Origin of the sequence: Nonomuraea sp. NPDC050680, assembly GCF_040654555.1 — a bacterium.
Taxonomy (GTDB): Bacteria; Actinomycetota; Actinomycetes; order Streptosporangiales; family Streptosporangiaceae; genus Nonomuraea.
Window position 1 is genome coordinate 24,001 of record NZ_JBFAIF010000039.1, and the last position, 13,333, is coordinate 37,333.

The following is a 13,333-nucleotide window of genomic DNA, read 5'->3' on the forward strand; positions in this document are numbered from 1 at the left end:
TCCACCGGTGCTCGACCTCAGCACGATACACAACGAGTGGTTGACACCATCCGGGTCGAGCGGAAAAGATACGGTCGTCCGTACAACTTAGGACGTGAGCGTATGACCGACTGGGAACGTCGGCTGGCCCTCGACCCGTCAGCCGTGGTGCCGCTCTACTACCAACTGCGCGAGCGCCTGCGGGCGGCCATTCGCGACTGCGAGCCCGACACGCCCATCCCCGCCGAGAAGGACCTCATGGCGTACGCGGGTGTGAGCCGGGCGACGGCCCGCCGGGCGATCGGCGACCTGGTGCAGGAGGGCCTGCTGGTGGCCAGGCAGGGCAGCGGCACCTACACCGCGCCGCTGGCCGTGGCCCCCGAGCTGGGCGCGGGCCCGGTCGGCTTCACCGAGACGATGGCCCGGCTCGGCCGCAGGCCGACGACGCAGGTGCTCAAGGCCCATCTGCAGCCGGCGGGCGCCGACGTCGCCGTGGCGCTCGGTGTCCAGGAGGCGCAGGAGGTCGTCTTCGTCGAGCGGCTGCGGCTGCTCGAAGGCGCGCCCTGCATGCTGGAGAGCGCCCATCTGCCCGCCGAGCTGGTGCCCGGCATCCTCGACGAGGACCTGACCGGCTCGCTCTACGACCTGCTGCGGGTGAAGTACGGACTGTCCCCCGCCAGCGGCAGGGAGACGATCGGCGCGGTCAACGCCGACTACCGGCTCGCCCAGCTGCTGCACGTCCCCATGGCCGCGGCCCTGCTCGCGACCGCCCGCAACACGTGCACCGAGAGCGGTGTCGCGCTCGAATACACCATCCGCCACGCGCGCGGCGACTTCGCCGTGTTCTCCGTGGAGCTCAACGACGCCAAGAACGCCCTGATGGGCCAGTAACACCCCCCCAAACAGTCATCTACCTGGACGGCATCGCCGTTCCGGAGGTTGAGCATGTCCATGATGACCCGGCGCAACTTGCTCAAGACCGCGGCGCTGACCACCGCGTCCGGCCTGCTGGCCGCCTGCGGCTCCGATCCGGTGGCCACGGTGCCCGCCGACGGGGTGCCGCGAGGGAAGATCTCCGTCTGGCTGCACCAGACCAAGGCGTACGACGCGGTGTTCACGCCGCTGCTGCGCGGCTACATGCAGGAGTTCGGCGGCGTCGACATCACCCCGCTCTACGTGCCCGTGGACAAGCTCGACGCCAAGCTGCTGACCGCCTTCGCCGGTGACGTGCCGCCCGACCTGTTCAGGATCGGCGGCTGGACCATCCCCGGTCACGCGCGCAAGGGCCGCCTCGCCCCGATCATCCCCAAGGCCATGGGCGTGGCCGACGAGAAGGCGCTGGTCCAGGACTACGACGAGCACGCGATCAGCTCGCTGTCGTACGAGGGCAAGCTCTACGGCGTCCCCACCGACTACACGATCTGCTACCTCTACTACCGCAAGGACAGGTTCGCGGCGGCCGGCCTCGATCCGGACAAGCCGCCCACCACCTGGGAAGAGGTCGCCGAATACAGCAAGCGGCTGACCTCGGCCGACGGCAAGAAGGTGGGCCTGCAGTGGATCCTGGGCAATCCGCAGTGGACGCTGATGCAGCTGCTCGCCCTGGTCAAGGGGAAGGGCGGCACGATACTCAGCCCCGACGCCGGCAAGGCGACGCTGGCCACTGACGCGGGGGTCGAGGCGCTGCGCTACTACGGGAGCCTGGGCAACGCGAAGCTGTCGAACCCGCTGTCCGGCTTCGGGCTGTTCGCCACCGGCGAGGCGGCGATGCTGGTCTCCGGGCTGTTCGCGATGGACCTGTTCCCCACGCTGAACCCCAAGCTGACCTTCGGCGACGTCTTCGACATCGCCCCGATGCCGCGCTGGGACGCGGGCAAGCCGGTCGCCCCGGCCTACACCTGGGGCTGGGCGGTGGCCAAGCAGTCGAAGCTGCCGTACACCGCCTGGCATTTCGTCGACTACCTCCAGCGCCAGGACGTCGCGGCCAAGCAGCTCAAGGATGCCAGCATCCTCACGCCGGTCAAGGGCTGGGAGAAGTTACCGGGCGCCGACCAGAAGGCGCTGGACATCATGGCGGACGCGGCCCCGTACGCCGACTTCGGCCCGCAGACGCCGGTCTGGAACGAGATGGCCAAGGCGCTGACCGACGCCGCCGACGCGGTGGCCTTCGGCAAGAAGACGCCCGAGCAGGCGGCCGCGGACTTCGACCAGGCGATGCGGATGACGCTGTGACGGTGTCCTTACGGTTGGTGCCACCTGTCGCCCGCGTTTCGGGCAAGGGCCAGCGGTGGGCGGAGGCGCGCACCGGGGGCCTGCTGGCCCTGCCGGCGGCGGTGTACTTCCTGGTCTTCTGGCTCGTGCCGTTCGTCGCGGCCGTGTACCTCAGTTTCACCAGCTACGACTTCGCCGGGACGCCCGAATGGACCGGCCTGGACAACTACCGCAGAATGCTCGGCGACCCCGGATTCTGGAACTCGGCCCGGGTCACCGCCGCCTACACGATCGCCTCCGTGGTCCCGTCGATCGTGCTCGGCCTGGCGATCGCGGTGCCGCTGAGCAAGCCGGGCCGCTACAACGCCTTCCTCCGCGGGCTGGTCATGATCCCGGCGGCGATGCCGCTGGTGGCCACCTCGATGGTGTGGTCGGTGATCTTCGCCGACAAGGGCCTGGCGAACGCGCTGATCGGGCTCGTCGGGGTGGGGCCGAAGCCGTGGCTGACCGACGAGGGGCTCGCGCTCTGGGCCCTGGTGATCATGACGACGTGGAAGCACCTCGGGCTGTTCGTGATCATCCTGACCGCCGGGCTGCAGGGGCTGCCGCTGAGCGTGTTCGAGGCGGCCGCGCTCGACGGCGCCGGTCCGATTCGGGTCTTCTATCGCATCACGCTCCCGCTGCTGCGCCGCACGCTGCTGTTCGTGCTGGTCATCGCGGTGGTCGGGGCGATGCAGTCCTTCGTGCCCGCCTTCCTGCTCACCAAGGGCGGCCCCGCGGGCGCCACCGAGGTGCTGCCGCTCTACCTGTGGGCGACCGGTTTCGGGTTCGAGCGCATGGGCTACGCCTCGGCGATCGCGATGGTCCTGCTGGTGGCCATGCTGGCGCTCTCGCTCGTGCAGTTCAGGGTGCTCAGGGGAGGCGAGGACGGGTGAAGGCGGTCCGCAACACCCTGCTGACGCTGGTCGTGGCCGTCCTGCTGCTGCCGGTGTACGCGATGTTCGCGGTCTCGTCCGCGTCGGACGCGACCGATCTCGGCGGGTTCGGCTTCGACGTCTCCCAGCTGGGCGCGCACGTCTCGCAGCTGTTCGATCAGGGCGGCTTCCCGCTCTACCTGCGCAACAGCCTGATCCTCGCGCTCGGCATCGGCGTCCTCGAAGTGATCTTCTCCTCGGCCGCCGGATACGCGCTCGCGCAGCTCAGGTTCCCCGGCAGCCGGGTGCTGTTCGCGGTCATCGTGGGGACGCTGTCGCTGTCGCCGATCGTGGTGCTCGTGCCGATGTACCTCATCGTCAAGGAACTGGGCTGGATCAACTCCTACCAGGGGATGATCGTGCCGTTCATGATGAGCGCGTTCGGGGTGTTCCTGGTCCGCCAGTTCGCCCTGGCCCTGCCACATGAGCTGCTGCTGTCGGCGCGGGTGGACGGCGCGAGCGAGTTGCGGATCTTCGTCCGCATAGGGGTGCCGCTGCTGCGGCCCGCCCTGCTCACGCTCTTCCTGCTGCAGTTCCTCGCGCAGTGGGACAACCTGCTGTGGCCGCTCATCGTGGCCAACGATCCCGGCCTCTGGCCGCTGCCCGTGGGGCTCTCGCAGCTCCAGACGGAGTACGACTTCAGCATCGGCCTGGTCAGCACCGCGGCCCTGATCACGGCGGTGCCGCCGCTGGTGCTGATGTTCCTGCTGCAGCGCTACTACGTGGCGGGGCTGACCCTGGGAGGGGTACGGAAATGAGCGCGTTCGGCGCATGGACCACCGCGTACGGGCTGCCCGCCTTCGCCTACACGATGGACCAGGACAGTGACCCGCGCGCGGAGTGGGATCCCGTCCTGGATCCGCTCACCCGGCGGCACTTCGTCCATGTCGGTAACCGGCGGATCACGCTGGTCGCGGACAACTACGGGCGCAGCGACCTGTTCGACGAGCACACCGGGCTGCTGTGGCTCACCCGTGGCACGGGGGTGACGCGCCTCGGCACCCTCTCCACCGATATTTCGGGATCGGAGCGGGTCTTCGGGCCGACGTTCGCGATCGTCCGGGTCGCCGACGACCGCGTGGCCCTGGAACGCACGGTGCTGTGCCCCGAGGGCGAGCAGCCGTGGGTGCTGATCCGGCTGCGCGTACGCAACCTGCTCGACGAGCCGGTACGGCTGGAGCTGACCGAGGAGTGGAGGGCCGGGGCGGCCCGGGTCGAGCTCATCAGCGGCGCCAAGCCGAGCGAGGATCCCGGGCTGGAGCTGGAGCTCGTCGGCGGCCCGAGGACCGGGTCCGGCCGCCTGGCCGTACCCCTGGAGCTGGAAGCGGGCGTAGAGCGGCTGCTGGAGCTGAGATACGGGCTGCTGGACGACGAGACGGACGGCCGGGTGGGCGAGGTGACCGGGTGGTTCGCCGGCAGCCTCGCCGCGCTGCGCGAGCGGCTGCCGAGGGCGGTCGCGGCGCGGGCGCCCGAGGCCGAGCGGGAGATCCCGTGGCATGCGGCGCTGCTCACCGGCGCGGCCTGCGTCGACGGCGTGCTCGGCGGGCACACCCTCGACCAGGGCTCGTGCTACTCCTTCCGGCACGGCTTCAACGGCGCCGCGCGTGACCCGCTCCAGCACGCGCTGCCACTGGTCTACATCGAGCCGGACCTGGCCCTGTCCGTGCTGCGCAACACGTGCGCCTGGGGCGGCCCCGACGGTGACCTGCCTTATGCGCTCGGACCGGACAAGCAGCCATGGACCGACCTGTTCCGGCCCTCGGACCAGAACCTGTGGGCCCTGTGGCTGGCGGCCGAATACCTGAGCGCGACGGGTGACGTGGCGGCCTTCGGTGACCCCGTGCCGTACCACCCGGCCCACGGGGCCACGCCGGTGTCGCTCGGCGCGAACCTGCGCCGGCAGTTCAGGTTCCTCACCGACGTGGTGGGCCGGGGAGAGCACGGCCACCTGCGGATACTGAACGCCGACTGGAACGACATGGCCATCACCGAGAGCGGGGTGGACCGCGAGGTGATGATCTCCCACGGCGAGTCGGTCCTGAACTCGGCCATGGCCGCCTGGGTCCTGCCCCGCTACGCGGTCCTGGCCGAGCGGCTCGGCGACCACGCGACCGCCGCCGAGGCTCGCAAGCTCGGCGAGGAACTGCGTGAGCTGGTGGCGGGGGAGTGGAACGGCCGGTGGTATCGGCGCGCGTACGGCCCGGGAGCCGTCGTCGGGGAGTCCGACCTGTGGCTGGAAGTGCAGCCTTGGGCGATTCTGTGCGGCGCCGCACCACCTGAGCGGGCCGTGGAGCTGTTGCACACGATCGAGCGGACCGCCGCCGCCGATTCGCCGCTGGGCGCCCGGCTGCGCTGGCCCGATCGGGGCGGTTACGGCCCCGGCGGGGTCGGCACGATCTGGTACGCGATCAACATGACGCTGATCTGGGCCGCCGCCGAGCACGCTCCCGAGCTGGGCTGGCAGTGGTGGCGCCGGATGTCCCTGGCCGCCCATACGGCTGCCTATCCGGAGGTATGGGAAGGCACGCTGTCCGGCCCCGACGCCTACCTGGCGCCCGAGACCGAGCGGCCGGGACGCACCTGGGACCTGGCCGATGTCGGCGTGGCCATGCAGGCCTACCCCGTCGCCAACCTGCACAGCCACTCCCAGCCGCTGCTGGCCTACCTGCGGCTGCTCGGCGTCGAGCCGTTCCGCCCGGTCACGGCGCCCGAGGACGCCGGGTTCGCCTCGCGGGTCCTGAAGGTCGGGCTGTGACGCGGCTCGGGATCGACGTCGGCGGCACGTACACCAAATGGGTGGTTCTGGACGGCGAGACGGTGGTCGGCTCGGGCACCGTCCCCACGCCGCCGGACCCCGACGAGACGATGACGTTCGTGGCCTCGCTGGCCGCCCGCCGGGTGGAGAGCATCGGGATCGGGCTGCCCGGTCACGTGGACCGGGACACCGGGACCGCGCTGTTCGTGCCGAACCCGCCCGGCGACTGGAACGGCTATCCGGTCGGCTCACGGCTGGGCGCCCTGACCGGGGCGCCGGTGACCGTGGTCAACGACGCCCGCGCGTTCGGGCTCGCCGAGCTGCTCCTCGGGGCGGCTCGCGGGCTGCCCGACGTGCTGTTCGCGGTGCTCGGGACCGGGGTGGGCGGGGCGGTGGCGCTGCGGGGCGGGATACTCGTCGGCCCGCGCGACAATCTCGGCGAGATCGGGCACGTCACGGTCTCCCCCTGGGGGCCGGTGTGCTGCTGCGGCAACCGGGGCTGCGTGGAGACGTTCGCCGGCGGGCCGGGCATCGTGCGGGCCTTCGGCTCCGGCTCGCCCAAGGAGGTCGCCGAGGCCGCCAGGGCGGGCGACGGGCGGGCGCTGGGCGCGCTGTCCAGGGCCGGCTGGGCGCTCGGCATCGCGCTGGGCGACGCGGCGGCCTTCTTCGGCGTCGGCACGGTGGTCGTGGGCGGCGGGGTCTCCGGGGCGCTCGATCTCATGCGATCCGCCCTGGACACGGAACTTGAGCGGCGACGTCCGCTCATCGGGGATATCGCGGTGATACCTGCCGTACTCGGCCCGATGGCCGGGGCGATCGGCGCCGCGCTCTACGGGAGGAGATCTGGATGAAATGGATACGGCGCGCGATGGACCTGCTCGGCGAGATCGAGCGGACACAGGAGGACGCGCTCGCCGCGGCCGCTCGGACGGCCGCCTCGGCCATCGGCGGCGGGGGTGTGGTGCACACGTTCGGGACCGGACATTCGCGGATGGGTGTGGAGGAGATGTTCCCCCGCTACGGCTCCTATCCCGGCTTCCATCCCATCGTGGACCTGTCGACGACGTTCTACACCCAGGTGGCCGGGTCGAACGGGATGCGGCAGGCGATGTTCATCGAGCGGGTCCAAGGGCTCGCCGACGCCATCCTGGCCAACTTCGAGCTGCGGCCGACCGACGCGGCCATCGTGTTCAGCGTCAGCGGCCTGAACGCCGTGCCGATCGAGATGGCCATGGGCCTGCGCAAGGCGGGACTGCCCGTGGTGGCCGTCACGTCGATGCGGGAGACCACGGCCGTCGAGCCCGGTCACCCCAGCGGGACCCGGCTCGCCGACCACGCCGACGTGGTGATCGACCTGTGCACCCCGGTCGGCGACGCGCTGTGCTCCGTCGACGGGCTGGCCGAGCCGGTCGGTCCGGGCAGCACGCTGGCCGCCGTCTCCGTGGTCAACGAGATCAAGGTCCGTACCGCCGAGCTGCTCGTCGCGGGCGGCTGGGTCCCGCCGGTCATCTCCAGCGCCAAGCTCGTCGGCGGCCCGCGCTCGGAGGAGCTGTTCGAGGCCGCCTACCTCGAACACGCCCGCCGCGCCGCCGCCGTGCTCAGGAAGCCATGAGCGCCGTACTGGTGGCCGGCTCGGACGGCGGCATCGGCCGGGCCTGCGTGGCGGCGGTCGAGGCCACCGGCGGGGCCGCCTTCGGCGTGGACCTGGCCGGCGGGATCGACATCACCACGCCGGGGCACGTGGAGAAGGCGCTGGCCCAGGCGACGGCCGTACACGGGCGGATCTCCGGCGTCGTGCACGCGGTCGGCATGTCGGGCCGCTCGCTCGGCGACGGTGGCGTGGTCGAGTGCACCGACACGGCATGGCACGAGGTGCACCGGGTCAACCACGAGTCGGTGTTCCGGCTGCTGCGCGCGGCGATCCCCGCGATGGGCGAGGGCGGGTCGATCGTGGTGATCGGCTCGGCGCTGGGCTCCTCGCTCGACGACGACTTCCGTACCGTGGCCTACGCCTCGGCCAAGGGCGCGCTGATCCCGCTGATCAGGACCGCGGCCCGCGAGGCGGCGCCGCACGGCGTGCGGGTCAACCTGATCTCGGCCGGGCTGGTGGCCACGCCGATGAGCCGCCGCGCCCAGACCTCTGAGGCGATCAAGGCCAAGCTGCCTTCGCTGATGCCGCTCGGCGCCGAGCTGTGCCAGCCGGAGGAGGTCGCCCAGGCCGTGCTGTGGCTGCTGTCCCCGTCGTCCGGACGGACCACGGGCGCGGTCATTCCCGTCGACGGAGGGTGGCATCTGCGGTGAACGTCCTGTGGGAAGGCGATGTCGTGGTCGCGGGCGGGGGCAGCGCGGGGTGCGCGGCCGCCGTCGCCGCGGCGCGTGCCGGGGCGTCGTGCCTGCTGGTGGAGTCGGCGGGCTTCCTCGGCGGTACGGGCGCCGCGGTGCTCGACACCTTCTACGGCTTCTACGCCCCCGGCCCCGTCTCGCGGCGGGTCGTCGGCGGCGTCGGCTGGGAGGTGTGCGAGCGGCTCTTCGAGGCCGGGGCCGCCTTCGAGCGGCCCAACACCTATGGCGCGGGCACCGGGGTGACCTACGAACCGGAGGAGCTCAAGCTGGTCTGGGACGCGCTGGTCCCGGACGCGCTCCTGCACGCCAGGGTCTGCGACTTCGTGCCGGGCACCGGCGTCGTCGTGGAGACCGTGGCCGGCCGGTTCCTGGTCAAGGCGCAGGTGGTGATCGACGCCACCGGGGACGCCGAGGTGGCCTGGCGGGCGGGGGCCACCCTCGAACGGCCCGGGATGCGGCTCCAGCCGATGACGGCCACGTTCCGGCTCGGCGGGGTCGATCTGTCCGCGACCAGCACGGCGGAGTTGCACGCGCTGATGGCCGACGCCGACCTGCCGCGGCGCGAGGGGTCCGTGCACCGGACCGTGAACGACGGGATCGTGCACACCAACCTCACGCGGGTGACCGGCCTGGATCCGACCGATCCGGTCGAGCTGGCGGAGGCCGAGCGGGTGGGGCGGCGGCAGGTCCGCGACTATGTCGCCTTCCTGCGGGCGAAGGTCCCGGGGTACGGCTCGGCCGTGCTGCTCAGCACGTCGGTACGTATCGGGGTACGGGAGTCACGCCGCCTGGTCGGACGATATGTCCTGACTTCTGATGATGTTTTGGCCGGGAGGGATTTTCCCGACACGATCGCGCGGTGCGGCGCGCCCATCGAGGACCACGACTCGGGAGCCGCCACCCGCTGGGAGTACGTGCACGACTTCGGCACCTACGGCATCCCCTATCGGTGCCTGCTCCCCGTCGAGGTCGGCGGGCTGATCGTGGCCGGGCGCTGCCTGTCGGCCACGCACGACGCCCACGCCTCCGCCCGGTCCATGGGGCAGTGCATGGCGATGGGACAGGCGGCGGGGACGGCCGCCGCGCTGGCCGTACAGGCCGGGGTGGAGCCCGCGGCGGTGGACGTGGAGCTGCTGCGCACGCGGCTGCGAGAAGAAGGAGCGCTTCTGTGACCGTCCGTACCGTACTGGGAGATGTCGAGGAGCTGGGCATCACCTATGCGCACGAGCACCTGTTCATGACCGGTGGCTGGCCGGTGCGCAACGAGCCGGACTACCGGCTCGACTCCCTCGACGCGGCCGTCGTGGAGGTGACGGAGGCGCAGCGGCTGGGCCTGTCCGCGGTGGTCGAGATGACGCCGCTCGGGTTCGGCCGCAGTCCGTCCCTGATGAAGGAGCTGGCGGAGCGGACCGGGCTGCACGTGATCGCGGTGACCGGGTTCCACAAGAGCGGGTACTACAGCGACGCGCACTGGATGCACCGCTACTCGGTCGACGAGATCACGGAGCTCCTCGTGGCCGAGATCGAGCAGGGCATGGACGAGTACGGGCTGGTGGGGCCGCTGGTGCGGCGGTCGCCGGCGCGCGCGGGCGCCATCAAGATCGCCACGGCGTACCACTCGTTCGGGCGCGGTGTGGCGCGGCTGGTGGGCGCGGTGGCCGCCGCCGCCCGGCGGACCGGGGTGCCGGTCGTCACCCACTGCGACAAGGGCACGATGGGACACGAGCTGCTCGACGCACTGGCCTCGGAAGGGGTGGCGGCCGATCGGGTGGTGCTCGGGCACATCGACCACAATCCCGACGCCGGATATCTCGCCTCGTTGGCGGAGAGAGGGGCCTATCTGGCCTTCGACCGGCCGGGCCGCGTCAAGTACGGGCCGGACAGCGAGATCATCACGCTCGTCGCCGAGCTCGCCGAGCGCGGGCTGGGGGATCGGGTGCTGTTCGGGATGGACCTGGCGCGCAGGTCGTACTGGCCGAGCCTGGGCGGCGGGCCCGGCCTGACGTACCTCCTGGAGCGGTTCGTGCCGCGGCTGGAGGCCGCGGGGCTGGGCGAGGTGGCCAAGGCGGCGCTGACGGGCAACCCGCGCGCCGCCTTCGCGCTGCGCCGTTAGGGCAGGTTCTTCTCCACCTGGTTCTGCCAGCCGGCGTTGGTGTTGAGCTCCGGGGTGGTGCCGGCGAAGGCGCCCCTGGCGTAGGTGTCGCCCTGGAGCTGGTACATCAGCCAGGCCGTCACGTAACCGAGGAAGCCGCCGCCCGTGCCCTGGATCGTGTTGTGGTCGGCGCCCTTGAGCTGCGCCTTCGCCGCCGCTCCCGGGACCTGGCCGTAGTACGTCTGCAGGGCCGAGTTGGGCGAGATGAGGGTGTCGTTGGCGCCGCTGACGAAGAGCACCGGGCAGGCCAGCTGGTCGACGTAGAACTTGTCCCCCGAGCTCACCCAGATGGGCGCGGGCAGCGCGATGGGGACGACGGTGTCGATCAGGCCGCCGGACTTGGTCGCGGTGTTCACCGAGCCGCCGGCGCCCTGGGAGTGGCCGACCGCGCCGACCTTCGTCACGTCGAGCTTGCCGTAGAAGACGCTGGAGCTGTCGGTGTTCCTGGCGATCAGGTATTGGGCGGCGGCGATCATCTCCGACCCGGTGCCGGTCGTCATGTCGGTCGAGGCGACCACGGCGAAGCCCCAGGAGGCGAGCTGGTTGAGCAGCCCGGAATACTGCGTGGGCACGGCGTTCGTGCCGTTGCCCCAGGTGATGATCGGATGCTTGACGCCGCCGGCGCCGAGGTCGGCCGGGTAGTAGAGCTTGTAGCCCGGGGCGTCGGCGGTCGCGACCGCCCAGGGGCCCGCGACCTTGTAGTGCGCCTCGATGGTGTCCGCGGCCTGGGCCGGTCTGGCCACGAGCCCCAGCAGGACCACGATGGCGGCCACGACGAGCTTCATACAGCCTCCACAAGTTGTACGGATGACCGAAACTGTCGCTTCACAAAGGACCGCTGTCAATGGTTGGATCAGCCCCATGGATCACGTGCCTTCCGCCGCCGAGATGCTCGGCTGGATCGAGACCGTAGTGTCCCGGGGCATCCGGCGGCCGGGCTATCCGGCGGACGCGTGGACCGAGCGGTGGCTGGCCGAACGGCTGACGGAGTTCGGGCTGGAGGTCTCGCTGGAGCCGGTGGAGGTGCCCCGCTGGCAGCCCGGCATCGGGGTGCTGCGGCTCGACGACGGCACGGAACTGGCCGGGTTCCCGCTCCCGCACACCCTGCCGACGGACGGCCTGCGCGCCAGGATCGTGCCGCTCGCCGACGCGGAGCCCGGCGACATCGCGGTGGACGAGCTGGCCTTCACCGAGCTGCCGCAGTCGTACGTCAGCACGCTGGCCACATCGTCCTACGACCCGGAGGGCGTCTTCGACACGCTCATCCAGACGCTCCCGTTCGGACCGCGGATGATGGAGGTCGTCGAGCCCGCGCTGGCGGCGGGCGCGGCCGGCTTCATCGGGGCGCTGACCGGGCTGCCGTGGGAGACGCGCGACTACTACGTGCCCTATGACGCGATCGAGCGGCCGATTCCCGCTCTGTGGCTGTCCGCGAGCGATGCCCGGCGGCTGCTGGACCGGCTGCCCTGCACGGGTGAGCTGGTCGCCCAGTCGGTCACCGACACGGTGACCACGCACAACGTGGTCGCCACGCTGCCCGGCGACTCACCGCACACGGTCATCGTCGGCTCCCACCACGACGGGCCGTGGGCCTCGGCCGTCGAGGACGCCTCCGGCATCGCGCTCGTCCTGGCCGCCGCGCGTCACTGGTCCCGGGTGCCCGTCTCGGCCCGGCCGCACAACCTGACGTTCCTCCTCACGTCCGGGCACATGGCGCACGCGGCGGGCACCAGGGCGTTCATCGAACGCCACCGCCCGGCGCTGGCCGACGTGGTGCTCCAGCTGCATCTCGAGCACGCGGCGCTGCGCTGCGAGGCCGTGGACGGCGAGCTCGTGCCCACCGCGGACCCCGAGGTCAGGTGGTGGTTCACCAGCCGGATACCGCGGCTGGAGAAGCTGGTCGCCGAGACACTGGCGAAGGAGGGGCTGCGGCGGTCCTTCGTGCTGCCGCCCGACGTGTTCTCGCCGATGCCGCCCACCGATGGGGCGTTCTTCCATCCGGAGGGCGTGCCGCTCGTGCACTTCCTGTCGGCGCCGATGTACCTGTTCGACTCGGCCGACACCCTCGACAAGATCGACGTGGCGGGGCTGGAGCCGCTGGCGCGCGCGGCCGTGCGCATTGTCGCCGGGACCGCCGGGTGGTCGCCTCGGCAGGGCTGAGGCTCAACCGCGCTGAGTCTCAACCGCGCTGAACCTCAACCGCGCTGAGGCTCAACCGCGCTGAGTCTCAGCCGCGCTGATCGAGGGCGGCCTGGGCTTTGGCGGCGTCCTCCAGGCTGAGCATGGGGTGGGAGTAGATGTCGATCAGGGTCTTGGCGAGCAGTTTGTCCCCCTCCGGACTCAGCACCTCGACGCCCAGGGCCCGGGACATGTGGTGGCGCAGGACGGTGACCGACAGCGCCATCGCGGTGCCCACCGCCGCCCGGGCCTTGCGGGGCACCTGAGGGGGATCGGGCCGGCTCTTGTCGTACTCCTCGATCCACTCCTCGCTCAGCCGTACGAGCTCGTCGAAGACGGCCTCGGCCCGTCCCTCGGCCAGGGCCCGCCCCACATACGGTTGGTGGGGCCCCAGGAGGTTCCGGGCGACGGCCACATAGTTCACGTCACTCGGCATGGGGCTGCTCCGGACCTGGTCGTTGATCCGGCGGATCAACTTGGCCAGATAGTCGTCGCAGGCGTCGCGCAGCGCCTCTTTGGAGCCGAAGTGGTGGCGTACCAGCCCGGAGGACACACCGGCGGTCTCGGCGATGCCCCGGATCGTGGCCCGCTCGAACCCGTGCTCGCCGAAGTGCCACAGCGCCGCGTCGCGGATCCGGGCGCGGGCGGTGAGGTCTTCGGGGTCCGGTGCGATCGTCACGCTGGCCACCTTTTGTATAGCTCGCTGCCTGTGGAGAAAGCCTACTATGCGCGCGTATAGCG

13 protein-coding genes are annotated in these 13,333 nt (G+C 71.3%); 11 read left to right on the forward strand and 2 right to left on the reverse strand.

Annotated features, from left to right (window positions below; genetic code table 11):
* Positions 1 to 102: 102 nt before the first annotated feature.
* The 10 genes from AB0H88_RS51275 to AB0H88_RS51320 are packed head-to-tail and all read left to right on the forward strand — an operon-like array spanning position 103 to position 10,375.
* A complete protein-coding gene (locus AB0H88_RS51275) occupies positions 103 to 870 on the forward strand; it encodes a GntR family transcriptional regulator (RefSeq protein WP_357657378.1) in 768 nt (255 codons plus the stop codon).
* 54 nt (positions 871 to 924) lie between these two features.
* Entirely contained in the window at positions 925 to 2,211 is a 1,287-nt protein-coding gene (locus tag AB0H88_RS51280; RefSeq protein ID WP_357657379.1) for an ABC transporter substrate-binding protein, read from the forward strand.
* A gap of 2 nt (positions 2,212 to 2,213) precedes the next feature.
* Positions 2,214 to 3,125, forward strand: a complete 912-nt coding sequence (locus AB0H88_RS51285) for a sugar ABC transporter permease (RefSeq protein WP_357657381.1) — start codon at positions 2,214 to 2,216, stop codon at positions 3,123 to 3,125.
* On the forward strand, positions 3,122 to 3,922 hold the full coding sequence (locus AB0H88_RS51290) for a carbohydrate ABC transporter permease (protein ID WP_225293076.1): 801 nt from the start codon (positions 3,122 to 3,124) through the stop codon (positions 3,920 to 3,922). The genes AB0H88_RS51285 and AB0H88_RS51290 overlap by 4 nt, the downstream gene beginning before the upstream one ends.
* The gene (locus AB0H88_RS51295) at positions 3,919 to 5,919 is read left to right on the forward strand and encodes a hypothetical protein (protein WP_357657383.1); all 2,001 of its coding nucleotides are present in this window, start codon (positions 3,919 to 3,921) and stop codon (positions 5,917 to 5,919) included. Before AB0H88_RS51290 ends, AB0H88_RS51295 begins: the two co-directional genes overlap by 4 nt.
* Positions 5,916 to 6,770 carry an ROK family protein gene (locus AB0H88_RS51300; RefSeq protein ID WP_357657385.1) on the forward strand — a complete coding sequence of 285 codons (855 nt, stop codon included), beginning with the start codon at positions 5,916 to 5,918 and terminating at the stop codon, positions 6,768 to 6,770. The genes AB0H88_RS51295 and AB0H88_RS51300 overlap by 4 nt, the downstream gene beginning before the upstream one ends.
* On the forward strand, positions 6,767 to 7,531 hold the full coding sequence (locus AB0H88_RS51305) for an SIS domain-containing protein (protein ID WP_357657387.1): 765 nt from the start codon (positions 6,767 to 6,769) through the stop codon (positions 7,529 to 7,531). Before AB0H88_RS51300 ends, AB0H88_RS51305 begins: the two co-directional genes overlap by 4 nt.
* Positions 7,528 to 8,220 (forward strand): SDR family oxidoreductase, encoded by a 693-nt coding sequence (locus tag AB0H88_RS51310; protein ID WP_357657388.1) that lies wholly within the window; start codon positions 7,528 to 7,530, stop codon positions 8,218 to 8,220. Before AB0H88_RS51305 ends, AB0H88_RS51310 begins: the two co-directional genes overlap by 4 nt.
* Positions 8,217 to 9,434 (forward strand): FAD-dependent oxidoreductase, encoded by a 1,218-nt coding sequence (locus tag AB0H88_RS51315; RefSeq protein ID WP_357657389.1) that lies wholly within the window; start codon positions 8,217 to 8,219, stop codon positions 9,432 to 9,434. Before AB0H88_RS51310 ends, AB0H88_RS51315 begins: the two co-directional genes overlap by 4 nt.
* A complete protein-coding gene (locus AB0H88_RS51320; RefSeq protein WP_357657391.1) occupies positions 9,431 to 10,375 on the forward strand; it encodes a hypothetical protein in 945 nt (314 codons plus the stop codon). Before AB0H88_RS51315 ends, AB0H88_RS51320 begins: the two co-directional genes overlap by 4 nt.
* On the opposite strand, the gene AB0H88_RS51325 is transcribed toward AB0H88_RS51320, so the two are convergent.
* A complete protein-coding gene (locus tag AB0H88_RS51325; protein ID WP_357657393.1) occupies positions 10,372 to 11,199 on the reverse strand; it encodes an alpha/beta hydrolase in 828 nt (275 codons plus the stop codon). The two genes, AB0H88_RS51320 and AB0H88_RS51325, sit on opposite strands and share 4 nt — an antisense overlap.
* A gap of 76 nt (positions 11,200 to 11,275) precedes the next feature.
* On the opposite strand from AB0H88_RS51325, the gene AB0H88_RS51330 reads away from it, so the two are divergent.
* Positions 11,276 to 12,574 (forward strand): M28 family peptidase, encoded by a 1,299-nt coding sequence (locus tag AB0H88_RS51330; RefSeq protein ID WP_357657394.1) that lies wholly within the window; start codon positions 11,276 to 11,278, stop codon positions 12,572 to 12,574.
* Positions 12,575 to 12,641: 67 nt separating this feature from the next.
* Here the strand turns inward: AB0H88_RS51330 and AB0H88_RS51335 are convergent, their stop codons facing one another.
* Positions 12,642 to 13,271, reverse strand: a complete 630-nt coding sequence (locus AB0H88_RS51335) for a helix-turn-helix domain-containing protein (RefSeq protein ID WP_357657396.1) — start codon at positions 13,269 to 13,271, stop codon at positions 12,642 to 12,644.
* Positions 13,272 to 13,333: the final 62 nt, after the last annotated feature.